25 protein-coding genes and 1 pseudogene are annotated in these 24,432 nt (G+C 57.4%); 17 read left to right on the top strand and 9 right to left on the bottom strand.

The features are described 5' to 3' along the window. The 5 genes from CR155_RS19715 to CR155_RS19695 all read right to left on the bottom strand — a co-directional run bounded on the left by CR155_RS19715 (position 1) and on the right by CR155_RS19695 (position 4,049). Positions 1-909 carry an amidohydrolase family protein gene (locus tag CR155_RS19715; RefSeq protein WP_102071757.1) on the bottom strand — a complete coding sequence of 303 codons (909 nt, stop codon included), beginning with the start codon at positions 907-909 and terminating at the stop codon, positions 1-3. Next, positions 906-1,523 (bottom strand): carboxymuconolactone decarboxylase family protein, encoded by a 618-nt coding sequence (locus tag CR155_RS19710; RefSeq protein WP_102071756.1) that lies wholly within the window; start codon positions 1,521-1,523, stop codon positions 906-908. The genes CR155_RS19715 and CR155_RS19710 overlap by 4 nt, the downstream gene beginning before the upstream one ends. Positions 1,524-1,585: 62 nt before the next feature. Next, positions 1,586-2,203, bottom strand: coding sequence for a glutathione S-transferase family protein (locus CR155_RS19705; RefSeq protein ID WP_102071755.1), 618 nt, complete (start codon positions 2,201-2,203; stop codon positions 1,586-1,588). Positions 2,204-2,279: 76 nt separating this feature from the next. Beyond that, positions 2,280-2,894 (bottom strand): flavin reductase family protein, encoded by a 615-nt coding sequence (locus CR155_RS19700; RefSeq protein ID WP_102071754.1) that lies wholly within the window; start codon positions 2,892-2,894, stop codon positions 2,280-2,282. Between the two features lie 363 nt (positions 2,895-3,257). Further along, positions 3,258-4,049: an IclR family transcriptional regulator gene (locus CR155_RS19695; RefSeq protein WP_255399281.1), complete on the bottom strand. Its 792-nt coding sequence runs from the start codon at positions 4,047-4,049 to the stop codon at positions 3,258-3,260. Between the two features lie 181 nt (positions 4,050-4,230). On the opposite strand from CR155_RS19695, the gene CR155_RS19690 reads away from it, so the two are divergent. The 13 genes and pseudogenes from CR155_RS19690 to CR155_RS19635 all read left to right on the top strand — a co-directional run bounded on the left by CR155_RS19690 (position 4,231) and on the right by CR155_RS19635 (position 15,849). Then, positions 4,231-5,412 (top strand): ABC transporter substrate-binding protein, encoded by a 1,182-nt coding sequence (locus CR155_RS19690; RefSeq protein WP_102071752.1) that lies wholly within the window; start codon positions 4,231-4,233, stop codon positions 5,410-5,412. A 112-nt stretch (positions 5,413-5,524) separates the two neighbouring features. Next, positions 5,525-6,409, top strand: a complete 885-nt coding sequence (locus CR155_RS19685) for a branched-chain amino acid ABC transporter permease (RefSeq protein WP_102071751.1) — start codon at positions 5,525-5,527, stop codon at positions 6,407-6,409. After that, positions 6,406-7,353, top strand: coding sequence for a branched-chain amino acid ABC transporter permease (locus CR155_RS19680; RefSeq protein ID WP_102071750.1), 948 nt, complete (start codon positions 6,406-6,408; stop codon positions 7,351-7,353). The genes CR155_RS19685 and CR155_RS19680 overlap by 4 nt, the downstream gene beginning before the upstream one ends. Continuing rightward, on the top strand, positions 7,337-8,053 hold the full coding sequence (locus CR155_RS19675) for an ABC transporter ATP-binding protein (protein WP_102071749.1): 717 nt from the start codon (positions 7,337-7,339) through the stop codon (positions 8,051-8,053). Before CR155_RS19680 ends, CR155_RS19675 begins: the two co-directional genes overlap by 17 nt. Before the next feature lie 5 nt (positions 8,054-8,058). Next, a complete protein-coding gene (locus tag CR155_RS19670; RefSeq protein ID WP_102071748.1) occupies positions 8,059-8,784 on the top strand; it encodes an ABC transporter ATP-binding protein in 726 nt (241 codons plus the stop codon). Positions 8,785-8,848: 64 nt separating this feature from the next. Beyond that, on the top strand, positions 8,849-10,228 hold the full coding sequence (locus CR155_RS19665) for an amidase (RefSeq protein ID WP_102071747.1): 1,380 nt from the start codon (positions 8,849-8,851) through the stop codon (positions 10,226-10,228). Between the two features lie 53 nt (positions 10,229-10,281). After that, positions 10,282-10,416 (top strand): annotated as a pseudogene (locus CR155_RS21185) (ATP-binding protein); the annotation flags it as partial. A 271-nt stretch (positions 10,417-10,687) separates the two neighbouring features. Further along, positions 10,688-11,233 (top strand): carboxymuconolactone decarboxylase family protein, encoded by a 546-nt coding sequence (locus CR155_RS19660; protein ID WP_102071746.1) that lies wholly within the window; start codon positions 10,688-10,690, stop codon positions 11,231-11,233. A 53-nt stretch (positions 11,234-11,286) separates the two neighbouring features. After that, positions 11,287-12,528: an ABC transporter substrate-binding protein gene (locus tag CR155_RS19655; RefSeq protein WP_102071745.1), complete on the top strand. Its 1,242-nt coding sequence runs from the start codon at positions 11,287-11,289 to the stop codon at positions 12,526-12,528. Next, positions 12,525-13,313, top strand: coding sequence for an ABC transporter ATP-binding protein (locus CR155_RS19650; protein ID WP_102071744.1), 789 nt, complete (start codon positions 12,525-12,527; stop codon positions 13,311-13,313). Before CR155_RS19655 ends, CR155_RS19650 begins: the two co-directional genes overlap by 4 nt. Next, positions 13,310-14,074: an ABC transporter ATP-binding protein gene (locus CR155_RS19645; RefSeq protein ID WP_233214427.1), complete on the top strand. Its 765-nt coding sequence runs from the start codon at positions 13,310-13,312 to the stop codon at positions 14,072-14,074. Before CR155_RS19650 ends, CR155_RS19645 begins: the two co-directional genes overlap by 4 nt. A 7-nt stretch (positions 14,075-14,081) precedes the next feature. Continuing rightward, the gene (locus CR155_RS19640; RefSeq protein WP_102071743.1) at positions 14,082-14,942 is read left to right on the top strand and encodes a branched-chain amino acid ABC transporter permease; all 861 of its coding nucleotides are present in this window, start codon (positions 14,082-14,084) and stop codon (positions 14,940-14,942) included. A 16-nt stretch (positions 14,943-14,958) separates the two neighbouring features. Beyond that, positions 14,959-15,849, top strand: coding sequence for a branched-chain amino acid ABC transporter permease (locus CR155_RS19635; protein WP_102071742.1), 891 nt, complete (start codon positions 14,959-14,961; stop codon positions 15,847-15,849). Positions 15,850-15,982: 133 nt separating this feature from the next. On the opposite strand, the gene CR155_RS19630 is transcribed toward CR155_RS19635, so the two are convergent. From CR155_RS19630 to CR155_RS19615, 4 genes are all read right to left on the bottom strand, one after another. Further along, a complete protein-coding gene (locus CR155_RS19630) occupies positions 15,983-17,062 on the bottom strand; it encodes a LacI family DNA-binding transcriptional regulator (protein WP_102071741.1) in 1,080 nt (359 codons plus the stop codon). 28 nt (positions 17,063-17,090) lie between these two features. Next, positions 17,091-18,254 carry an iron-containing alcohol dehydrogenase gene (locus tag CR155_RS19625; RefSeq protein WP_233214426.1) on the bottom strand — a complete coding sequence of 388 codons (1,164 nt, stop codon included), beginning with the start codon at positions 18,252-18,254 and terminating at the stop codon, positions 17,091-17,093. 14 nt (positions 18,255-18,268) lie between these two features. Beyond that, entirely contained in the window at positions 18,269-19,717 is a 1,449-nt protein-coding gene (locus CR155_RS19620; RefSeq protein WP_102071740.1) for an aldehyde dehydrogenase family protein, read from the bottom strand. 133 nt (positions 19,718-19,850) lie between these two features. Further along, positions 19,851-20,786: a LysR family transcriptional regulator gene (locus CR155_RS19615; RefSeq protein ID WP_102071739.1), complete on the bottom strand. Its 936-nt coding sequence runs from the start codon at positions 20,784-20,786 to the stop codon at positions 19,851-19,853. A gap of 137 nt (positions 20,787-20,923) precedes the next feature. Between CR155_RS19615 and CR155_RS19610 the strand changes: the two genes are divergently transcribed. The 4 genes from CR155_RS19610 to CR155_RS19595 all read left to right on the top strand — a co-directional run bounded on the left by CR155_RS19610 (position 20,924) and on the right by CR155_RS19595 (position 24,281). Next, positions 20,924-21,892 carry a Bug family tripartite tricarboxylate transporter substrate binding protein gene (locus CR155_RS19610; RefSeq protein WP_102071738.1) on the top strand — a complete coding sequence of 323 codons (969 nt, stop codon included), beginning with the start codon at positions 20,924-20,926 and terminating at the stop codon, positions 21,890-21,892. 101 nt (positions 21,893-21,993) lie between these two features. Next, complete coding sequence (locus tag CR155_RS19605; RefSeq protein ID WP_102071737.1) at positions 21,994-22,932, top strand: NAD(P)-dependent oxidoreductase; 939 nt, start codon at positions 21,994-21,996, stop codon at positions 22,930-22,932. Beyond that, positions 22,932-23,741, top strand: a complete 810-nt coding sequence (locus CR155_RS19600; protein ID WP_102071736.1) for an SDR family NAD(P)-dependent oxidoreductase — start codon at positions 22,932-22,934, stop codon at positions 23,739-23,741. The genes CR155_RS19605 and CR155_RS19600 overlap by 1 nt, the downstream gene beginning before the upstream one ends. A gap of 105 nt (positions 23,742-23,846) precedes the next feature. After that, positions 23,847-24,281, top strand: a complete 435-nt coding sequence (locus CR155_RS19595; protein ID WP_102071735.1) for a carboxymuconolactone decarboxylase family protein — start codon at positions 23,847-23,849, stop codon at positions 24,279-24,281. Positions 24,282-24,432: the final 151 nt, after the last annotated feature.

Raw genomic sequence — 24,432 nt, 5'->3', positions numbered from 1 at the left:
TTATCCTCGAGTCGATTCAAATCCATAAAGCATCTGGGGGTTATCGACCCAGATCTTCTTCCGCGTCTGCTCATCGCCCATCCACTCATAAGCCAACTCCACCAATTCGCCTACATCGGGCGCGGACTCGCCCATCCGCACATAGGGCCAGTCCGACCCCCATAGAAGACGGTCGACATTGGCCGAGAGCAAGGCATCGTGGAAGGGCCGCACATCGGCATAGTCGGGGGAATTGCGCGAGACTCGACAAACAGATAGCTTCATCCAGAGCTTGCCGCGTTTCAGAAGCTTGCACACAAGCTTGAAGATCGGGTCTTCGACGCCGCGTGCCGGAACCAAGCTCGCCATATGATCAATCACCAAAGGAAGATCAAGATCGGCCAGGCGTTCCAGATGGTTCAGGTAGGTATCGTAAGGGCCCCACATCTGCACGTGCAGACCGGCCTGCCTCATGGCCGGCGCCAGTATGTCGATTGTTTCGAAGCCCACGCTGCCCGCGAAGAGATTGCCTTTAGGATCGCGCGCTTCGACGAAGCGCAAGCCTCTTATGCCGGCCTTGTGCAGACGTTGGAGCTCGTCCACCGACGCATCCGCGGACGCCACGGCGACGCCGCGCAAGGCATGCTTACGCACGGCGATCGCATCGACCAAGGCTGAAGAGTCCGTTCCGTACGGCGCCGGTTGAACCAGGACGCCGCGCGTCATGCCGACCGTATCAAGCATTTGCAGGTAACGCGGTGCAGGCGCATCGGGAGGCGCATAACTCGAGGGCTGTTGCAGGGGATACTGCTCGTAGGGGCCAAAAACATGGCAATGAGTGTCGCAGCTATTCTGGGGCAGCTCCACGCGGGGAGCGCGCGGCATGCGCGGCGTGTCCAGTACTTCGGGAATGTATCCTTTTTGCGTCATGCTACAGGTTCCTTCAAAGTGGCTTTGGGCATGGTCGACAGAGCTGGCGAACCCGCTACGACGGGTGCAATCAATGGGTCCGGCGCCTCGTCCGGCATTGGGATCTCGTGTGCGTTCAACGTCATGGACACCATGGTGTAGTAGCCAATAACTGCCGTAAGCTCGACTACACCCACCGCACCCCACAGTGCGACAGCACGGGCGTATACCGCCTCGTCCACGGTGCCATGCTGCTGTATCTGACGTGCGTATTCATAGACGATGGTCTCGGCGTCGTCAGTAAACGGCGGTACCTGGCCGTCTTTGAGCGCCTGGATCACCTCTGGGTGCAAACCCGCTTTTTCAGCGGCCTGTGCATGGATATACCACTCGATCTGGCTATTCCACCGACGAGCCGTAACTAATATGGCGAGCTCATTGAGTTTGGGTGGGAAAATAGTGCCAAAGCGCAAGATCTCGCCCAGGCGCTGCCACCGATCTGCGAGCTCGGGGTTATGGAGGACGGCCCGCAGTGGACCCACCAACCTTCCCCGTGGGCCGCTTATGATGTTGTCATAAACGACCCTTTGCTCTGGGGTCATTGATTCAACGGTGGGTAGGGGGATCCGGCTCATAGGGGTTTCCACGAAAAATAAATGTTGGCCGGTAGTACGGCGATATAGCGGAGTGACGGCACTTATGCGCCATCTGTCGGCAGCGTGTTTACGACGGAAGGGCGGGTCTCGAACACGTCGCGATGCCAGATTGCGACATGCGGTGCTTTCTCGCGCCAGTTCCAGTCATCAAAACGGTAGTCCATATACGACAAGGAACATCCGATCGTGATGGAGCCGATATCGAAATCCGGCTGCGGCTCCTTCTCGAACGCTGCGTCCAGGTCGGCGAGGACGGCGTCGACCTTCAATGTGAAGGAGTCCAGCCAGGCTCGCGTTTGCTGGGCTTGCGGTTTATTGCGTTCCTGGCGGAATAAAAGCAGAGCGTCCATGAAGCCGTCGCCCAACGCTTGCTGGCGCAGTGCCTTCAGGCGTTTTTCGGTGTCGAAGGGAAAAAGCTCGCTATTGGCGCGCTGGGCAAGGTATTCACAGATAACGCGCGAATCGTACAGGGCATACCCGTCGTCCAGCATCAGGGTCGGCAATTTGATTAGGGGATTGTCGCGGATTAGACCCAGGTTGGGCTCTGACATGGCGACGGGTGTACGCACCAACTCGACACTTTCGGTTTGGCCGGTTTCATGCAGCACTATCATGACTTTTCGCACGAATGGCGAACGGGGCGACCAATGCAGTTTCATAACGTAGACTCGCTTTCAAAAGTTAATGTGGATTGTCAGTCCCTATGCGCAAGCGGCGCCCGGAAACGGACCGCAACTATTCGGGATTAGGTAAACGCACAATCTGGAAACCCTTATCGGCTCGGACATACCATCCGGCACCATGGAGGCGTCCGATCAGATCCAGCTTGAAGCCGTCCACATAGCATTTGTCGGCATCGATCACCGCATCGTCCGCTACATGCACCCCTTCGACATGCGCGAGGAAAATCGACCGGCGTCCGTCGATGTCCACTTCCTTCCACAGACGGCATTCCAACGCAACGGGCGCGCCGACGATGCGAGGTGTTGCCACCTTTACCGAGCTTGTGGTCTCCAGTTTGGCCTGGTCAATTTCGTTCACGTGATACGCATATTCGACGGCCGTGATATTCATGGCTTCGGCCATGGGTTCGGAAACCAGATTGGCCACGAACTCGCCCGTGCGCTCAATGTTCAGGCGTGTGTCTTTTTTGACCGCGCCGCGATGACCGATACCCAGGGCCACCACAGGTGGATCACCCGACAAGACGTTGAAAAAAGAAAACGGTGCAGCATTCAACTCGCCGTCTTCTTTCATGGTCACTACCCACGCAATAGGGCGGGGTAGCACGATGCTGGCCATTAGCTTATAGGCGTTTTTGCCGCTAAGCCCGTTAATATCAAAGAACATCCGCACCCCTGTAGGTCGTATAAAAGGCTATCTATAGGTAATAAAGCCATACTTATGACCTTTGAACTATAACATCGTCGCGAAGATTAAGAAAGATGGGGGGAACGACTGCTGGTATGGGGGTGAAGCTGCTTGAGGATGTTTAGAATGCAAAACCCGGTTCGATTCATTCCGCGCAGCTTGGTCAAGTCCGAATTTGAGCCCTCGCGTTAGCGGGATACGGGGGCATAGGCATCCGGATCCGGATCTGGTGATTTTTGTCGCCATTGTCTCGCACACACGTGCTTGATAAAGCTCGGTACCAAGCGTCGCGGCGCTTTGTACCGGTACAAACGCGCGGCTCGCTTGAGTGCAGGAGTTTCATTAAAACGAACCGAATGACGAGAGCTGCTTGGAAATGTGCTGCGCCAACTGCTTCAGTCGGGGAACTAGTGCGTTCATTAAAAGATTTTCCGTAATGATGAAGGACGGGCCGCTAACCGAAATTATGACCAGCTCGCTTCCGCCCTCCCATCGTATGGCGGTGGCGGCTGCGTTGACGTCGGCATTCCACTCTCCTATCGACAGGCAAATACCATCTTCTTGGTATCGCTTGATCTCCTTTGCCAGTGCTTCCAGTTCCTTTGAGCCCACAACGGGTTCGTTCTTCTGTTTCAGCGACGCCACCAGATATTCACGCTCTTTCTCGGGCAGGGCCGCGAGGAACGCCCTGCCGATCGATGTGCTCATGATGGGCATGCGAATGCCGCGGCCCATGCGCAGGGTGAGGAGGGTATCGCTGGAACAGGCCTCGATATACAGCATGGAGAGGCGGTCTCTGGTGGCCAGTGAAATCAGGGCGCCAGTCGACTCTGCGAGCGCTTGCATGTGCTGCCGAGCGATATCTGCGACGCGAAGGTTGGACAGCGCAGAGTAACCGAGGGCGAGCACCGACGGGCCGACGGAATACTGCCTTTTGCGTGCATCATGCCGTAAGTATCCATGGTCGACCAATGTCTTGGTAAGCCGGGATACCGTTGATTTGGGTAGCCCGGTAAGCCTTGCCAACTCGCTGTTGGACATTCGGGGTTCACGGGCCGAGAAGCACCGGAGAATTTCTAGGCCCCGAGTGAGCGCCGCTACAGTTGACGGAGTCTCAATTCTAGTTTGTTCCATCATTCGGAATCGGCCTCTGTTAGTGTCCATTGACTGGAATCAAATGTAGATATACTACAACGGCTCGGGACCTACTTGAGTAACGCCGGTTGTTGTCGCTGTGCGGGCGGGGAGCCTTGACGCTTCAAGAAAGTGCCCCACCCGTAAGGGATGTATTTTTTTCGATTGATTGGAGACTGCAATGAAAATAAAAGTTAAGTTCCTGAAAGCCAGCCTTGTGGCAGCGTTGACTGCATCGGCTTTTTCGATGCCTGCGGTGGCGCAGGTGAAAGTTGGCGTCATTAATAGCCTATCCGGTAACTTCGCCGCATTCGGTTCGCGATACAACACCGGTATGCTGGTCGCCTTGGAAGAAATCAACGCAGACGGCGGGATCAATGGCCAGAAGCTGGAACTCATTACGCAGGACGATCGTTCCGAGGCACAGAGTGCGCTGGCGGCGCTGGAATCGTTGAACAAGCAAGACGTTCCACTGGTCATCGGCTCTTACGCCTCCGGCATCACCGGCCCGCTGTCCAAAGTTGCCACTCGTCAGAAACTTCCCCTCATCGTGCTGGGTAGCGCCGACGACTCCATCACCAAGCCGGGCTCGGATTGGGTCTTCCGTGCGAAGCACAATTCCACTATCGTCGCCAACGCCTACTTCAACTATTTCGACAACCTGCGCCAAAAGCACCCGGAGCTTAAGAAGATTGCTGTGATGTACGGCAATGGCGCATGGCCGACCTCAGTCAGTGAAGAGGGCGTCCGACAGGCAGAGAAGCGTGGTTACGAGGTGGTCGGGAAGCAGGCTTACGACCAGGGCACCACGGATTTCCGTCCCATACTTAACAAGTTCCGTACGTCCAGCCCGGACATTCTGTTGACGAGCTCTTATGCTGACGACGGCATTGCCATTGCCCGCCAGATCAAGGAAGTCGGCCTGAATGCCAAAGTCGTGGCCATCGACACGGCCTCGTCGATGATCAGTTTCATTCAGCAGGTTGGCGACCAGTCCGAAAACATCGTGTCGGCCGTGAGCTGGAGCCCTGACGTCAAATACGAAGGCACACCACAGCTCTATGAGCGCCTGAAAGCCAAGGCCAAGGAAGAACCCTCGTTCTACGAGGCCGAGGGCTACCTGGCCCTGACGGTCGCGGCCGATGCCCTGCGCCGCGCAGGGTCCCTGGACCGCGAGAAGGTGCGTGACGCACTTGCGAAGACGAATCTCAAGACGCCGGTAACCGATGTCACCTTCGAGAGCTTCGACGGCTTCAAGGGCCAGAACCCGATCAAGAGCGTCATCATCCAGATCCAGGATGGAAAGCACGTGACCGTGTTCCCTGAAAATCTTGCATCGCAGGCAGCGAAGCTTTCCAACTGACGGCATCTGAAACCCGAAACGCATGTCGGCCCGCGCCGGCATGCGCACCCGATTTTTTGACGAGTGCCGTTCGAAATACTGTCGGTCCGCTCTCGTTGACCAAAGGTCTTCCATGTTTGACTACGTTTCATTCTTTCAGAACCTCTCCAACGGGGTGCTGATAGGAGCCGTCTACGCCTTGATCGGCGTCGGGCTCACCCTGGTTTTTGGTGTCATGCGAACCATCAATTTCGCCCACGGCGACTTTGTGGTGCTCGGTATGTACTTCGCCGTCGTGCTCAATGGCGCATTGGGGTGGGACCCCTACCTGACCCTGGTACTTGCCATTCCATTGGGCTTCATCGTTGGCGCGCTGATACAGAAGTTCGTCCTGACACGGGTTATCGATGCCAAGCCCGAAACCATGATGTTGGCGACGCTCGGTGTCTCGCTGGTCATTGGGAACCTGCTGCTGCTGGTGTTCGGCGGCGAACCCAAGTCGGTGAATATGCCGTATGCAGCCAGTACGCTCAAGCTGGGCGAGATCCGGATTTCGGTCGTCCTTCTCTATGCAGGACTCGCCACGCTCGGCGTGATTGCCGCCTTGTATCTGCTGCTGAATAAAACAGAAGTGGGTCGCGCCATCAAGGCGACGGCCGAGAACCGTCTGGGTGCTGAATTGGTAGGAATCAATACGAAGAAGATCCAGGCCATCGTTTTCGGGCTGGGTATGGCGCTCGCGGTGACTGCCGGCGTGTCGCTGATTCCCTTGCTATTCGCCTCACCGGTCACCACCGGCGCGCTATTTACGCTCAAGGCTTTTGTCGTGACCGTATTGGGCGGACTCGGAAATATCGGTGCCGCCATTATTGGCGGATTGCTGCTTGGTGTGGTCGAAGTGATGGGCGCTTCGTATTTGGATTCCGCATATCGTGATGCCTACGGCCTTCTGGTCTTCGTCGTCGTGTTGCTGGTCAAGCCCGAAGGGCTTTTTGGTAAATCGGTGAAAAGAGTATGAGCAAGCATATGCTGTTTCTGGCGGTGATGGTCGTCCTTGCCGCCCTCTATCCGCTAACGCTCTCGGCCTATATAACGGTCGGAATATCGGTGCTGCTTTTCACCGGATGGGCAACCTCGTGGAACCTGCTGGGCGGGTGGGCCGGCCAGCTGAGTCTGGGACACGCCAGTTTCGTCGGCCTGGGCGCTTACATCGTCGCCATTGGTGCTTCGCAATTTGGCTTTGCTCCGTGGTGGTCGATGTTAATTGCAATGGCTGTCGCGGGGATTCTTGCCGTCATCTGGGGAAAGCTCACGTTTGGCCTGCATGGTCCGTATTTCAGCCTGTCGACGATTGCCATTGCCGAGATCATGCGGTTGGTGGCAATCAATGAAGGGTGGCTTACTGGCGGTGCTTCCGGCGTGTTCATCGAAACCTTGCCAGAGCCTTTCGGGATCGACTTGTTCGACAAGACGACACAATATTATATGGCGCTGGTCTATGCAGCGATCACCATTGCCATCACGATACTTATATCAACGAGGCGGTTCGGCTATCAGCTCAAGGCGGTGAGGGACAACGAAGAAGCGGCGATGGCGGCGGGTATCGACCCGACCGTGATCAAGCTGAAGGCGTTCGTCCTGTCGGGAGTCCTGACAGCCGTGGGCGGCGGCATCTATGGCATCTTCCTGTCGTTTATCGAGCCGCACATTATCTTCAATTTGCTGTTGTCCATTCAGATCGCACTGACCGTGATCATTGGCGGGCGAGGCACGATTTGGGGGCCGGCCGTCGGCGCTGTTCTGCTCGTGGTTTCCGGAGAAGTATTCAGAACCGCCTTCGCCCAAGCCAATTTGTTGGTCTATGGCGTGTTGATTTTGATCGTCATTCTTGTGCTGCCACGCGGAATAGTCGGAGAGTATGTGCATAAGCTGGTCAGGAGAAAGTATGCAAATCGTGCTTAAAGCAGACAGCATCAAAGTCCAATATGGTGGGCTGATCGCCGTGAACGATGTTTCCCTGTCCCTTGAAAAAGGCCAGGTGCTTGGATTGATCGGCCCGAACGGGGCCGGGAAATCGACGTTGTTCAATGCAATCACCGGGTTTGCTCCCGTTAGATCGGGCAATGTGACTTTCCTCGGTCAAGACGTCACGAATGTTCCCCCATATGTCCGGACTCGCAGCGGAATGGGGCGCACCTTCCAAACGGAGAGGCCTTACGAGGATCTGACCGTGCTCGAGAACGTATTGGTCGCGGCATTTCTGAAAAACCCGAAACGCAAGGACGCTGAGGAGGTAGCCATGTCCGCGCTCGAGAAAGTCGGGCTGCAGGATCGGGCGAATCAGCTTTCTTCCGACCTGAATCTTGCAAGGCTACGGCGTCTGGAACTGGCCAAGGCGCTCGCCCTCGAACCCAAAGTTCTATTCCTGGACGAAATCATGGCCGGGCTGAACCCGCCGGCCCTGAAGGAAATGATCGAGTTTCTTCGCACGCTGACTGCTACGGGGATGTCCATCGTCATGGTGGAGCACATCATGGAAGCTATTATTCAGCTTGCCGACCACGTTATCGTTCTGGCCAGTGGAAACAAAATTGCGGAAGGATCGGCCTCTGACGTCATTAACGATGAGCGGGTCATCGAGGCTTATCTGGGAACGGACTAAATAATATGAACAGTGTTGATGAAGTCGTATTGAAGGTCGAGGGCGTCGACCTCGGATACAGCACTCTCCAAGTCGTTTTCGACGTTTCCCTGGAGGTCAGAAAGAAAGAGTTAGTGGGTCTGGTCGGCGGTAACGGCAGCGGTAAATCAACCATATTGCGTGCAGTGTCCGGCATGATAAAGCCTTGGAAGGGCCGCATCCTTTTCAAGGGCGAAGAAATATCGGGACTCGAGCCACACCAGATGGCAGAGCGGGGATTAGCGCATGTGCCAATGGGCCGCCAGTTATTTCCAAATCTGACGGTAAAGGACAACATCCTGCTTGGCAGCTACCTGCCGCGTCTGCGCGCCAACCGCGAGCGGAATCTCGAGAAGGTCTTTTCGTTGTTTCCCGACGTCAAGAAGTTTGCACAGACAGAAGCAGGTGCGCTCTCGGGCGGACAGCAGCAGATGGTCGCTATCGGCCGTGCCCTGATGCTCGAGCCGGACCTGCTTATCATGGACGAGCCCAGCCTCGGCTTGTCTCCCCTGTATGTAAAGCAGGTTATGCAGGCAATACGCCAAGTAGCAGATTTGGGCTTTCCGGTTTTACTCGTCGAGCAAAATATCAAGCAGGTGCTCCAGTTTAGTGACCGCACCTACGTGTTGGAAAACGGCCGATTGGTGCTACAAGGGCCGTCGTCCGAGTTGGAGGGCCACCCCATGATCAGGAAGGCGTATCTGGGTCTATGAGCGACCCTAAGTTCGTCCGTGAACACATACTGTATGCAATCGAATACTCGTCCGGAGAGCAGTGATGAAGGATTTACCGTTGGACCCATTCAGTGAGAGTGGTTTGGAAGGCTTTGCCAAAGACTTCCGTGCAGGAAAAGTGACTTCGGAAGAGGTCACAAAAATCTATCTGGAACGCATCGAAAAACTCGACTCCAAGCTGCAGGCCTATGAGTCTGTCGCTGCTGAGAGCGCCCTCGCGACCGCGCGCGCAATGGACCTTCTGATCAAATCAGGAACCGATTTGGGACCTTTGATGGGTGTGCCTGTCGCGATCAAGGACGTGTTTTTGATCTCGCACATGCCGCGGCCCCATGTAGGCTCCAACATGGAGCTTCCCGATATTCTGGGCTTCGAGGAGGCCACGTTCATCAAGGCCCTCCGAAAGGCGGGATGCGTATTGCTTGGGCAGACCAAAGCAGTGGAGCTGTGCCTGGGCATCACTGGTCATTCAGCGCCCCGCGGAACACCGTGGAATCCCACCGATATGGAAAATCAGCGGGCTCCGGGCGGCTCGAGCTCCGGCTCGGGCGTGGCTATGGCTGCAGGGCTGTGCGCCTTCGCCATTGGCTCCGATTCGGGGGGATCAGTTCGCGTACCAGCCGCTTTCAACGGGGTCTTCGGACTGAAGACGACCGCCGGGCTATGGCCCACCGACGGCGCATTTCCACTGGACCCGCGCGTTGACTCAATCGGGCTACTCACCCGGTCGGCAAAGGACGCTCTGCTGGCTTTCAAAACGATATCCTCGGTTCTATTCGGCTGCGGTTACCAGCCTCGCCGCTCCGGCGCCCGTCTTGACCGATTGTGTCTCGGCGTCCCGCAAAATCACTTTGGCGACAACCTAAACCCAAAGATCAGCGAAGCCTTCCTGGTCGCCAACGAGCAGTTAAAGGCGCAGGGATGTCTGCTGGAAGACATCGTAGTGCCCGAGGCGCCTGAGCGCGCCGGCTATTTTCCGGTATCCATGCCGTCATCCTTGCTGTCTGTATTGGGCATGGAAAACTTCCTGGCACAAAAGCATCTGATGGATCCGGTGATTGCAAAGCGCGTCGAGTCTGGCCTCGATGTCAAGGCATACACGTTCCTTGCTCTGGAAGACAAACGGACAAAGAGCCGCGCCGCCGTTGAAGAAAGGTTCATCGGCTACGATGCCTGGGTTAGTCCCACGACGGCCGACTTTGCGCCGCTGATTTCCGACCTCGAAGATCCCGAGAAAGGGATGCAACTCGCGCTGGGCATGACCCAGAACACGCAGCCGGCGAACCACCTGGGCCTATGTTCGATCTCGCTGCCGCTGCCGGTCGACGGCCTGCCTATCGGCTACCAATTGATGGGCGCACCTGATACAGACTTGAAGCTGCTGGAAATCGCGGTGGAGATTGAAAAGGTTTTTGCGGGCTAGAGGATAGATCAGAAAAGAACAGCGACGAAATCGACGGACTTTAGTTCAACTCCGTCGACGCCGCCGATTTGGTGCTGCAACTGGCCACCGCACAGAAGCAGGAGCCGCTAGAATAGTGCTTCCATCGGGCCATCACGGGCCCGCGTCTGTTGATCATCGATGAGATCGGCTACTTGCCATATGGCCGCGCACGCTGACCAACCGGAGCATGTCCATCGCCATGCAATAGTCAACCCGGCGCAGAGTTAAACGAAAGATAAATAACGTGCGCATATAAGGTTATTCATATACGGTATTGGATGGTATTTCGGTTGCTATATAAAATGCAGTTATGTGTTCGGCGCCGATAGCTTTGACGCTTATTTCCAGTTCACGGGGCCGCTTGCGGCCCCTTTGCTTTGAATGCCCCTTTCAGTCCTTCAGGCGCAAACCCTTCCCGCATATTCAGTAGAGTCAGCCATGCCACGTGTTTCCGTACCCCCCATTGAGACTTTGGGCTCCAAGCTCCAAGATCTATTCCCCCGCTACACCCTGGGCAGCGACCACTTCGCAGAACAGTTCCAGGTCTTGGCACACGTAGAGCCGGCGGCCGAACATCTGTTTGGAATGCTGATGACGCTGAAGGCGCGCTCAGGTATTTCGCAGCGGCACGTGGAGCTGGCCATCATCGTCGCCTCGCATCTGAACCGGTGCCATTATTGTGTGGAAGGCCATACGCCGCGGCTACAGGTCGAGGGGCTGACCATCGACGATCCCCAACAACTGATTGATGGCACGGTATCGGCGCCTTTGTCTGATACCGACAAGCTGGTGGTTGAGTATGCCGCTGCCGTTACTGAGTCCGCGGAGCGGCTTCCGGAATCGTTGTTCGACCGGCTGCGTGAGGTATTCACCGAATCGCAGATCGTGGAACTTACCTTGCGCATCACGCTGTGCGGTTTCTTCAACCGTTTCAATCAGGCTTTGCAGATTGGCGAAAGCAGCACTATTGCACACGCCACCTAATTTCAGCCTTTATATCAAACGCAGCTCGACCGCACACAGAGAGTAATAAAAACATGTCCAGCATCTTCAATCGCGGTCGCCGCACCGTCGTCCTTGGGGCTTTCTCAATCGTAACGGGTCTGGCGACCGGTGTATTTCCCGTGCATGCAATAGCACAAGAAGGTGAGCCCATCCGTATTGGCATACTTGCACCATTGAGTGGCGCCGGTGGCGCCTATGGGCCGGGCATGATCGAAGCAGCCAGGAAGGCGGCCGAATTCATCAACACGGAGGCCGGCGGTGTCCTCAACGGTCGCAAGATCGAGATCGTGGCCGCTGACAGCGAAACGAATCCCACGGCAGGTGTGGCGTCGGCGCGCAAACTGCTCGACGTGAATAAGGTCGTCGCCATCGGCGGCCTCTGGAGCAGTTCTGTTGCACTGGCAGTGCGACCCCTGACGCTGGAGCGCAATGTTCCCATTTTGGTCACCGGTACGGGCGATGAGGTCACCCAGGGTGATAATCGAGGACTGGTGTGGCGCTTCCAGGCGCGCGGCAGCGATTGGGGCGCCGTGTTCGCGCGCGCCGCCTACCAGAACGGAGCGCGTACGGCGTCCGTGCTCGCACAGCAGGCGCCAGCCTGGGCCATCATGGTCGATCCATTTGTAGAGGAGTTCAAGAAGCAGGGCGGCAAGATTCTGGACGTTGTGTATTACAACCCTGGGCAGTCTTCGTATCGGGCCGAAGTAGAGAAAGTGTTCTCGAAGGAACCAAATGCCGTGTTCCTGCCCAGCTATCTGCCAGAGCTTTCTGCCATTGCCCGCGAAGTCTACCGTAGCGGATTCACCAGCCGGATTTACTCGAATTCTTCAGCCGCGGACGCGGAAGGTGCCTTCGTCAAGAACGTGGGTGCAGACGTCGCAGAAGGCATTAATCACATCCAGTCGATACCGCCTGCATCATCCACTGCCTACAAGACCTTTGCGCAGCATACGGGCATTCCTGAGAATACGCTGGCCATTTTCCCCTCCAACGTATGGGATCAGGTCGCCGTCATTGCGCTGGCTATTGAGAAATCGGGCAGTGCCGACCCTGCGGAATTCACGAAGTCCATCTTGGACGTAGTCAATAGCCCTGGTGACTCGGTCGAGAATCCGGTGGCGGGGCTGAAGGCGCTGCGCGAAGGCAAGAACATCGCCTATAGCGGCGCAGGTGCGGATTTTGAATTTCAGCCCACGGGTGATCAGCTACACCGTACTTATGGTCATTTCATCATCAAGGACGGAGCCAATCAGCTGAAGGGCCTCATACAGTGATCCACGGTCAAACCGGCGAACCCGGCCGGGCCCTCAGCGCGAATAATATCGCACTGTCCTACGATGGCTTCCAAGTGCTTCATCAGGTTTCTTTGCGCGTGGAACCTGGTCAGATCACTGGCATCGTAGGACCGAATGGCGCCGGAAAATCGTCGTTGTTCAATGTGCTGGCCGGCAGCGTGGCGCCGGACGGTGGCACGGTGCATTTGGGAGACCGGGATATTACGCGACTGTCCATGCATCAGCGGGCGCGCGGCGGCATTGCTCGCACATTTCAGCTTGCCCGGGAACTGGATAGCCTGACGGTACTGGAGAATCTGATGGTTGCGGGGCCGGATAACCCGGGCGAATCGCTGTGGCGAGTTTTCACAGACCGCCGTGCCATTCGGAGAGCGGAAGACGAGGCCGTGGACCATGCGCTGGCCTTGCTCGAACGCACGCGTTTACTTCGGCTGGCCAATGAGTCCGCGGCCAGCCTGTCCGGGGGGCAAAAGAAATTGTTGGAACTATGCCGGGCGCTGATGATGGAGGCACCCATCATCTTGTTGGATGAGCCAGCGGCGGGCGTCAATCCCGCGCTGATGGACGAACTGGTTGCGTTCATCATCGAGCTACGTGGTGAAGGGCGGACATTTGCGATCGTCGAGCACAACATGGATTTGATCGCCGCGCTGTGCGATAAAGTTTATGTGCTGGCCGACGGGCGCGTGCTGACTGAAGGCACCTTCGCGGAAGTGACCGCGGACCGGCGGGTCCAGGATGCTTACCTGGGAGTGACGCTGTGAGCGCTAGCCTGATGGTTCGTGGTTTGAAAGCGGGTTATGGCGGCAAGCACATCCTTCACGGCGTCGATCTTGACGTTGCCGCAGGCGGTGCCCTGACCATCGTGGGCCCTAACGGCTCGGGCAAATCCACCTTGCTCAAGGCTATCGTTGGCCTCATTCCCGCGATGGAAGGTAGTATTCAGCTTGGCAGCACCATGGTTACCCACTCGGATGCGCCTGCGCGCATGCGGCTTGGCCTGGCTTACGTGCCGCAGGAAGCCAATGTGTTTCGCAACATGAGCGTGTACGAAAATCTGCGCCTTGGTTGGGAGTTTCATCCCATCCGTCGGACCGGCCTGCAACTATCCAGCAAGCTGGATGAAATTCTGGCCTTGTTTCCTGAAATTCTTCCCCATCTGAAGACGTCCGCCGGACTCTTGAGCGGCGGTCAACGCCAGATGGTGGCCGTTGCTTCCGCCATGATGCTCGAGCCCGGCTTGCTGGTGCTGGACGAACCTTCTGCCGGCCTGTCACCGAGGAACGCCGGGCTGCTGTTCGAAATCATTCGCCGTATCCGCCAGACAGGCCTGACGCTGCTGATGATCGAGCAGAACGTACAGCTGGGACTGAGCGTGGCTGACCAGGGTCTCGTCCTGGTCATGGGCCGCGTCAGGCATGTGGCGCCGGCCGCCGAACTAGCTGCCGACGACACGCTGGCCGAAATCTTCCTGGGACTCGATCGCGAGTCCGTACAGGCCCAAGCACTGGACCTAAACACCTGACACCATCATGATGCAGATACTTTTCAACGGTCTTGTCACCGGCATGCTTGTCGCGCTGCCTGCATTGGCTGTTGCCCTTACCTTCAGTGTTCTGCGCTTCGCCAATTTCGCCATCGGCGCCATGATCACGGTAGGTGCCTATCTGGTCTATACGTTCAATGTGGTGCTCGGATTGCCGCTCCTTGTTTCTGGCGTGCTGGGGGCGGTTTCGACCGGGCTGGTGGCTGTAACGGTGGATCTGCTGGTCTTTCGCCGCTTAAGGGAACGTTCTGCCGTCACGTTGATGGTGGCATCCATGGGGGTGTCTTTCATTCTCGAAAATATCGTGCGATTCATTGCTGGCAACACTCCGGTGGGCTATGACGTCGCGCTATCGCGTCCCTGGCGCTGGTCTGGGCTGCGCATCAATGTGGAGCAGGTGCAGGCGTTGGTGGTTTGCGCGGTAGCACTGTTCATCGTGTGGGTCATCTTCCGGCGCAGCAGCATGGGGCGTGCGATGCGTGCCATCGCAGACAATGCACCTCTGGCCGCGACGCGGGGCGTGTCGCGCCAGTATGTGATCACCATCACCTGGTTTGTGGCGGGTGTGCTGGCCGCCTTGGCGGGCACGCTCATTGGCCTGGACGCCACAATAGATCCGCAAATGGGCTGGTTGTATGCCTTGCCGGCCTTCGCTGCGGCCATCCTGGGCGGCTTGACGCATCCTCTGGCTGCGATTCCCGGCGCACTTGTCATGGGGGTTCTGTCCGAAGTTGCAACACTTGTGCTGCCGTCACATTACCGGAGTTTGGTGGCCTTCGTGGTCATGAGCTTGCTGTTGGTGCTACGGCCTGCTGGGCTGTTCGGTACCAAGTGGCTGACCAAATAAGTACAAGGGAAACGTCATGACTATTTATTTACTTTCCCTGGTCACCCTCGCCGTCATTGCTGGCGTGGTCGGGCTGGCTCTGAACATTCAGTGGGGTATGACAGGACTGGTGAACTTTGGCCTGTTTGGCTTCTACATGGTCGGTGCCTATGCCTGCGCATTGCTTACGACGCAACTGGGCTGGGCGCCGTGGCAGGCCGTTATTGCATCGGTCGTGCTGACTACGGTTGTTTGTGCGCTGGTCAGCCTTATTTCCGTGCGACTGGACGACGACTACTTTGCCATCGTGACGCTGGCTTTTGCAGAGAGCGTAAAGCTCATCGTAAACAATGAACAGTGGCTCACCCGTGGGAGTATTGGCATTCCTGGCATTCCACGGCCTCTGCCGAGTGACATCGGCATGCTGGTGTTGGCTTTGGCCGGCCTGGGCCTGGTGTTTGCCGTGTTCGAGACCATCTCGCGCTCGCCATTGGGTCGTACCGCCAGAGCGTTGCGGGATGATCCTTTGGTTGCGGAAACCTTGGGCAAGAATGTGCTGGGCACCCGGCTGCGGCTCTTTGCCTTGGGTGGCGCTGCGCTGGGCGTTGCAGGCTGCCTTCACGCTTTCTACTATCAGTACATTGACCCTACGCAGTTCAATGTGGCGATGACGGCGTCTGCGTTCATGCTGGTGATCCTGGCCGGTCGGGGAAGCCATCGCGGTGTGCTGGTCAGCAGCATGACGGTTGTGCTGATGATCGAGGGCACCCGTTTCCTGGATGACTATATTTCTTGGCTTGCACCCCATCAGCTGGCCGCCTTGCGTTTGATTCTGATCGGCTTGGGGTTGATTCTACTGCTCATCTACAAGCCGGAAGGCTTCGGGCGCGAGTACCGGTTTATGCGAAGGGTGCCGGCTATTCGATAGACTCAAGTAGCCAATGCGCCAGCCAAGACTCCTGCCAGACGCCGCTGCATTACTCTTATACAGCCGCGCGGTTAGGCATCGGCGAGGCATAGCGGTGATCGCCGAGGGTATCGAATCTGCAAACTAGCGGGATTTACCGCCCAAACGGCACACAAGATTGCCGTAATACAAACTCTGTGGGGATTTCGATCCGTACCGGCTCTGGCGATGCTTCACCGCTGATACGTCGAAGCAACTGCAGTGCGGCTTCCCGGCCGAGGGCGTAGGTATCGTAGCGAATAACGGTGATGGGGGGCGTCGCCAGACGAGCCAGTTCGGTATCGTTGGATGCTATCAAGCTGATATCGCCCGGAATATTCAGCCCCTTCAGGCGGATTGCTTCGAGCACACTGCCCAGGAGATGTCGGCCTGCAGAAATGATCGCGGTAGGCCGTTTCGCCAGGCCGATAAGCGATTGGGTCTCGCGAAACCCATATTCGGCAGCGAAGCTCTCCAAACGCAATAGCGTCGGGTCAACCGGTATTCCTGCTTCGTCATGCGCCTGTAAAAAACCCGCAAGGCGGTCTCGCCCTACGCGATTGTGGCGTCCCCCGCTCAGCAAGGCAATGCGGCTATGGCCGATACTGAGAAGATACTGCGCCGCTTGATAGGTACCCTGCCGATGCGCGGCACCCACCGTGTCGATGGGCAAAGACAGCTCTCGTTCCACCATTACGAAGGGAATTCCCGCCCGCTGAATCGCGCGCTGTAAGGCCACGCTGGTTTCTTCCTCGACGGTCAACAGCATTCCATCGGCCCGCCGGCCGCTAAACAGTTGGATGAGTGCTACTTCACGTTCTGGAAGCCCATCGCTGCTCGCGACGACAAGCATGTAGCCTTTTTCGCTAAGCGCGTCTTCAGCCCCCTTCACCATATGGGAATAGAGCGGGTTGCGTATGTCAGAGAAAACGAAGCCGATCATGCGGGCGGGCATCCCTCGCATTCCTTGTGCTGCGATATCAGGTGCCCACCCAAGCTTTTGTATGGCCTGGAGTACCCGGTTTCGCACCGTTTCAGTTACGGTGGGCGCGCCGTTCACGACGCGCGACACTGTACCCACCGCCACGCCCGCTTCGCGCGCGACATCGTTGGCCGTCACGCGTTTGGGGCGACCTGGACCCGTGGTCGATTTGCGCGGGCTTGCGTCGGTATGGTCGTTCTTCGGCGTTTTCACTGAATGGTCTCAGGTTGTGCGCCGGGAATCAATAAGCGCGGTGGAAAAGCTCCTGGAAGTCGCGTTTGGACGTGTCCCGAGGATTCCATCGATTGTAGTTCGCCTGAACGCACAGTGCCGCCATCTCGTCCAGTTTGTCGGCCGTGACCGCGGCATCCCTGAGCCTTCCAGGAATGCCCAGATCGGAACATAAAGCGCTGATCGCGTCCACCGCGCGCCGCGCCGCATGCAGCTCCGGTAACCCTTCTGTGTGCTCTCCCATCGCCTGGGCAACGCGTGCGAACTTTGTCGGGTTGGCCGGCATGTTGAAGGCGGCGACATGAGGCAGGCACAACGCATTCGAAAGTCCGTGTGATAGGTGGAAGTAGGCGCCCACGAACCTGGCCATGCAATGCACATTGCCCAGTCCCGTCAAGCCGAACGCCATGCCAGCCAATGCTGAGCCGCAAAGCATGTTCAGTCCGGCATCGAGGTTATTCCGATTGGCCACAAATTGTCGAATATTGCCCGAGATGAGTTGGAGCGCGTGCAAATTGATGGCATCAGTGAAAGGGTTTGCAAGGCGCGACACATAGGACTCGAAGGCATGTACGAAGGCATCGAGACCTGAATGGGCTGCCACATGTGCCGGTACTGTCCGCAGAGCCAGCGGATCCAGAATGGCAACGTCGGCAGGGTTGAGTGACGCATGCCGGATGGACATCTTCAGGTTTTTCTCGGTGTCCGTGATGACGCAAGAGCCCGATACTTCGGAACCCGTCCCGGCCGTCGTTGGTATGGCGATCAGCGGGAGAGGGCGTGTATGAAACTTCTCGATGCCTTCGTAGTCGTGAATGCGGCCACCGTTCGTGGCGAGAATGCCGACCGCTTTGGCGACATCCATTGTGCTGCCGCCACCGATGGCCAGGAGCGCGGTCGCGCCGCTTTCCCGGCACTGGTTGTATGCTTTCTCAACGGTGTTTGCACTGGGATCGGGCTCGATGTCAGTGAATACACTGAACTGATCGACCTCTTGCTCGAGCAGACGCTTGACGTCGGTATAAAACGGCGTATCCACCAGCGCGCCGTCGAGCAGGATCATTAGCCGCTTGGCCTCCCACTGGCGAAGCGAGTCTGCGACTTTTATATAGCTGCCCACGCCCATGTGTATGGTCGTGGGGCAAAGGAAAGGGCTCATTTGGGGTATTTGCATGATATTTCTCGCGACTACGGGTTGAAGATGACCAGTCTTTCTTCAGTCATTTCACGCATCGCGTGCCACGGTCCTTCCTTGCCGAAGCCGCTATCCTTCACGCCGCCGAAAGGCATGACATCTGATCGCGCGCTGGAGGTTTCGTTGATCTGGACTGTGCCAAAACGTAGCGTTTTTGCGGCTTTCAGCGAGCGATTGATATCCTTCGTGAACACCCCTGCGGAGAGGCCATAAGGAGTCGAGTTGGCGCTGCGAAGTGCATCATCGAAATTATCGAAAGCCTGGATGGCGACCAGGGGTGCGAACGCCTCCTTGCACCAGGCGTTGGCCTCTTCTGGCAGATTCGTCAACACGGCCGGCTGCACCACGGAACGCTCGCGTTCCCCGCCGCATAGGACACGGGCGCCGGCGTCACGAGCCTGGACGATCCATTGCTCAGTACGGATTGCAGCGTCTTCGGTGATGAGCGGGCCAACTCGCGTAGCCGGCGAGCGTGGGTCGCCCGCGGGCAGCCCTGCCGCCGCGGCCACCAGGCGTTCGGCCACTTCGTTGGCGATGGAGCGTTCCACATAAAGCCGTTGCACCGATGTGCAGACTTGTCCCGCTTTGCGAAACGTCGCGTTGGCGATCTTGGGGATGGCACGGTCCAGGTCCGCATCGGCGCATACGATGGTGCTGGCAATGCTGCCCAATTCCATCTGAGTGCGCCGCAAGCCTGCAGCCGACTGGATGATGCGGCCAACACGGGTGCTTCCAGTGAATGTATAGAACGCAATATCCTGCTCTTTGAGTAGCCAGTCGCCTACCGTATCCCCCTCTCCCTGGAGCACAGACAGGAACCCGGCCGGCATTCCGGCCTCCAACAGGATCTCGGCAAGAAGGGCGGACGTCAGGGGCGTGTACGCGGACGGCTTCAAAACGACTGCGTTTCCCGCTCCATAAGCAGGTGCGACTTTATGTAGCACGGTGTTGAGCGGAGAGTTGAATGGCGTAATGGCGCACACCACACCGATTGGAAAACGCATGGTGAATCCAATGCGCTCATGTGCACCTGGACTGGCAGCGAACGGTACGACGTCACCAACAAGACGGGTCGCCTCTTCAGCCGAGAGATTCAGCGTCACCATGGCCCGATCAATTTCTCCGTGCGCATCGGCAGTAACGAATCCGGCTTCCGCCACCATGGCGCCGGCAAACCGGGATCGATGTTCTTCCAGCAATTGCGCGGCGCGTCGCAAGACCTGGCCCCGGTCATGAGGAGGGGGGGCACCCCTGTCGACGGCTTGCTTGGCGCAGCGCACCGCAGTGCTAACCATGTGCTGATCGGCGGCGCTCACCCGGGCGACTTCTTTGCCCGTGTACTTGTCCAGGACTGCGACCGTTTCAGTTGACGTCAACCAATTGCCATTGACCAGGGAGCCGGTGGGGACATTCCATTCGTTGTCGCTGTGTTTCTCAGCCATCTTTTCTCCGGATGTTATAAGTGAGTACGCAAGGGAAGTTGATGAAACGTTTCATTATGCACAGGAATGGGCAGCCTTGCAATCATGACAGTCGCTACCATAACGGCGTGAAACCGGACGTCCTTGGGTGGCTTCAGATGGAGTCGGCCTGGTCGTTCGCGCTGATTGTTTGCGTCCAGGAAGGGCGTCCGCCGAACTTATCCTTCAGGAAATCGATCCAGGCCTTCACGCGGGGACTGAGGTTGTCCCGAGAGCGGTAGAGCAGGTAGATTGGCTCTTCGTCAGTGGCGGCGTGCGACCGGAGTACCTGCACCAGACGGCCCTCGCGCAGGTGTCCGTAGACGTGATATTCGGCGAGCCGCACGATGCCCATGTCGGCCAGTGAAAGGGCGAGCAGCATGTCGCCTTGATCGGAAGACATGATGGCTTGCGGATGAAATGTGCGTCGGTCAGTTTTGCTGAAATGCCATGTATTCCAACCCGTTGGAAAGCTGAAATTCAGGCAATGGTGGTTAGGCAGGTCATCAGGTGTGCCCGGCGTACCGTGTGCGGCAAGGTACCCAGGAGAGGCGACGAGCACCCATCGCGTCGTGGTAAGTGGGCGCGCAACCAGGCTGGAATCGGGCTGAGGCCCGCTATAAACCGCAACGTCAATCCCTTGGGCAAGAAGATCCGCCGGCCGGGCGCCAAGGATGAACTCCACACGCAGCCGCGGATAGAGGGCATGGAATTCGGGCATGAGCGGGGCCAACTGATACTTGGCGAACGTTGGCAGGGTATTGACGCGCAATACACCTGCAAGGTCTGCGCTGCCCGATACCGCCGCTTCTGCTGTATCCAGCGATTTAAGTATGTCGACGCAGTGTTGGTAGAAAATCTCTCCTTCAGCCGTGGGTCGAACGCTGCGCGAATTTCGGTAAAACAGTTGTACGCCTAGCCTATCCTCCAGGCGCTTCACGATGCGGCTCACGGCAGATGGCGTGCATCCACTGACTCCGGCCGCGGTTGATAGGCTGTTGCTGTCGTAAACCTTGACAAAAATCTCGATCTCTTCTGCCCGTCCGCTCACAGTATGGCTCCAGTTGTCAGCTATGCTTAAGCAGCAAAGCTTCTATGAAAAATTGTACATGGCCAGTTGGTCATAAAGTTTCTATAATTTCCGCAGGAGCGTTGAAACGTTTCAATTTATAGAACTTCGGAGGACACATGATCACTCGCGCCCTGAAAGCCGCGGCTTTCTTTTGCTCTGCACTGACACTCGCGGCCTCGGCCTCGGCGGCCAGCGCCTTTCCAACCAAGCCCATCCGCCTTATCGTTCCATTCAGCCCAGGAGGCGGTACAGACATACTTGCCCGTCAGCTTGCGGATCAACTGACTAAATCCGCCGGCTGGAACATTGTGGTCGAGAATCGCCCGGGCGGTAATGGGGCTATTGCGCTGTCTTCGATATCGCGCGGCACACCAGACGGGCATGAGGTTATCCTCGCGCTGCGCGAGAACATCGTCATCACCCCCCTGCTGCAGGACGCTGTAAGCTTCAATGCGCTGGAGGATTTCACCGCTATCGTTCACGTGGCTGATTCGCCGATGATCATCGTCTCCGGCGCCGACTCCAAGTACAAGAACATCAAGCAGGTTCTCGACACTGCCAGACAAGACCCGGAAGCGCTGCGCTTCGGTACATCGGGACAGGGCAGCATGTCACACCTGCTGTTGGCAATGCTTAAGGACAAGGCTGGCGCGGGGATGGTGCATGTGCCCTACAAGGGCTCCAATCCCGCGCTCAGCGATATGGTGGGTGGCCATGTCGAGTTGGTCGGCGGATCGATCGGATCGGCAAAATCCTTCCTGGAAGGGAAGCGCGCCGTGCCACTCGCCGTGTCATCGAAAGAGCGCGTTGCGGCATTCCCTGATGTCCCAACCATTTCCGAGCAAGGCTATCCCGACTTTAACGTTGTGACTTGGTACGGCCTGTTTGGTCCTAAAGGCGTGCCTCAGGACATCGTGCAGCAGATCAATTCCGCCGTGAACAAGGCACTGCAGAACCCGGCGTTCCAAAGCGTCCTCGCGCAGCAGGGCATGGTGACGCAAAGCGGTTCGGCCTCGGAATTCGACGCCATGTTCCGAGCAGATTACAAAGATCTCAAGCAGCAGCTTGCGACGCTGGACATGTAGAAGCGCAGAAGTGCAACCTGGGATTCACCTGAAAACTGAAGAAGGTGGGGGCATTGACGGCTTTCCAGCGCCCCCGCACGGGTATCAATCATGAGGACGAGATGAGCAATTCCGACATTGTTGGCTTTATTGGGCTCGGCGCCATGGGCTCTGCGATCGCGCGCCGACTCGCGCGAAGCGGTATCGAGCTCCATGTCTATGATCCAGACCAGGCACGGATGAATGCGCTTGTGGAGCTGGGCGCCATTGCGCATGCCTCGGCCCGTCAGGTGGCCGATGTCGCCAATGTGGTTTACGCATGTCTGCCTGATAGCAATATCAGCAAGCGCGTGGCGTATGGGAAGGACGGCGTCGCGGGCGGCCAAGCCTTGGAAATCTATATCGAGATGTCGACGATAGGCAGGATGGCAGTGCTCGATATTGCACAGCATCTCCAGGAATCCGGCGTAGTCGTACTGGACGCCCCGATTAGCGGCGGCCCCAAGGGCGCAGACGCCGGCACCCTTGCCATCATGGTGTCTGGTCCGGAGCGGGCCCGCGCGCAGGTCCAATCCCAGCTTGCGGTAATTTCCGATAAAGTCTTCACCATCGGTGACGAGCCTGGCATGGCGCAAATGATGAAGCTGGTCAATAACCTGATCTCGGCCGCCAACATGACTTCGGCTTATGAGGCATTGGTGCTCGGCGCGAAAGCAGGATTGGATGCGGACAAGATGGTGGAAGTCATCAACGCGAGCACGGGCCGTAACAGCGCGACCACCGACAAAATTCCGAAGGCAGTCCTCCCGCGCAGCTTCGACTACGGGGCCACGATACGCACCATCCACAAGGACGTGTCGCTTGGGCTTGAGGAGGCACAGGCGCTGGGCGTACCCATGTGGGTAGGCCAGAACACGCGCCAGCTCTGGGAATACGCCATCACCCAGGGCGGAGCTGATCTCGACTTCAGTGCACTGATTCAATACATGGAGCGTTGGGCCGGAACGGAAGTGAGAGGGCGTGAAGCCCCGGCCATTCCGGGTAAAAGGGAAGGAGTGTAATGAGACTCAAGGATAAGATCGCCGTCATCATCGGCGCCGGGCAAAGCCCGGGTTCGGGTGTAGGAAACGGTCGGGCCACTGTCCTGCGCTTTGCACAGGAAGGCGCGCGCATCCTGGCCGTGGATCGTTCGCTGGAGTCTGCTGAAGAAACGTGTCGTATTGCCAAATCGGAATACGGCGCGGTCGAGATCGAGCCATATGCCGCAGATGTACGCAAGGAAGCGGATCTGGCCGCAGCAATTGCGGAAGCGGACCGGCGTTGGGGACGTATCGACATCCTGCACTACAACGTAGGGGTAAGCGTGTCTGGCAACGACGCCAGCGCAACCGAGATCACGGAGGAAGCATTCGACTTCATCACCCAGGTCAATTTGCGAGGCTGTGTGATGGCATGCAAGCATGTATTGCCCATCATGCGCCGCCAGGAAAGCGGCGTAATACTGACGGTCTCGTCCGTTTCCGCATGGCAGCGCTATCCCTGGGTTGCCTACAAGGCAACGAAGGCGGCCATGGTCGCCTACACCAAGCAGCTGGCTATCGAAAATGCGCAGTATGGAATCCGTGCCAATACTTTGCTACCAGGCCTCCTCGACACACCGATGGCGGTCGATACGCGGGCTACGGCATTTGGGAAACCGCGGGAGCAAGTGGCGGCTGAACGAGACGCCAGGGTTCCGCTGCGTTCCAGAATGGGTACGGCGTGGGATGTCGCTAACGCCGCGTTATTTCTCGCGTCCGACGAAGCAGGATTCATAACCGGTGTAGAGCTTCCGGTGGATGGTGGCGCCCTGGTGAACATCGTTCGCTGAAGACGCCAGGCCGGGCGAGCCCGGTTTATCACTACGTATTCAATTCTATTCGGGAGCCTGCTTGCAGGCTTGCAGGCCCCGCTCACTTAAAAAACTGGAGATGCAATGTCAGACAAGAAAAAATTCCAACCTATCACGCCAGAAGTTGTTGAACTCGGACATCGCAATCGGCGCCAGACGCTAGGTGACGCGTATGTCGATCGAAGCATCCGCAACGCTTCCGACGACGATTTCCTTCAGCCTTTGCAGGATGCCGTGACCGGCCTGGCCTGGGGCGCCGTGTGGGGACGGCCCGGTTTGGATTTGAAGCACCGTAGTCTGGTCACAATAAGCGTGCTGATCGCACTTGGACGGCCCAACGAGCTCGCCCTACATATCAACGGGGCCCTCAACAATGGGTGGACCAAAGAAGAGCTGCAGGAAATCTTGCTCCAGGCGGCTTGCTATTGCGGTATGCCCGCCGCGGTCGACGGATTCAAAGTTGCTAAGAAAGTGCTGGACGAGCGTGCGGGTAACAAAGCCAACGACGCCGAACATTGATCACTGTTGATTTAACCAACGCAGGAGATGGTATGGACGCCTCCCACCTCAAGTGAGTGACGAGGCCTAAGAAGGAAAGCAGACGTAAAGAGGGCCTCGCATCAACGGCATCAATGTGCCAAAGTGGAGTTTGTAATCAACCACTTAGAGA

Source organism: Pollutimonas nitritireducens (assembly GCF_002849615.1).
GTDB lineage: Bacteria > Pseudomonadota > Gammaproteobacteria > Burkholderiales > Burkholderiaceae_B > Pollutimonas > Pollutimonas nitritireducens.
Note: the sequence above shows the minus strand (reverse complement) of the source record. Positions and strands in the feature narration are given on the sequence as shown.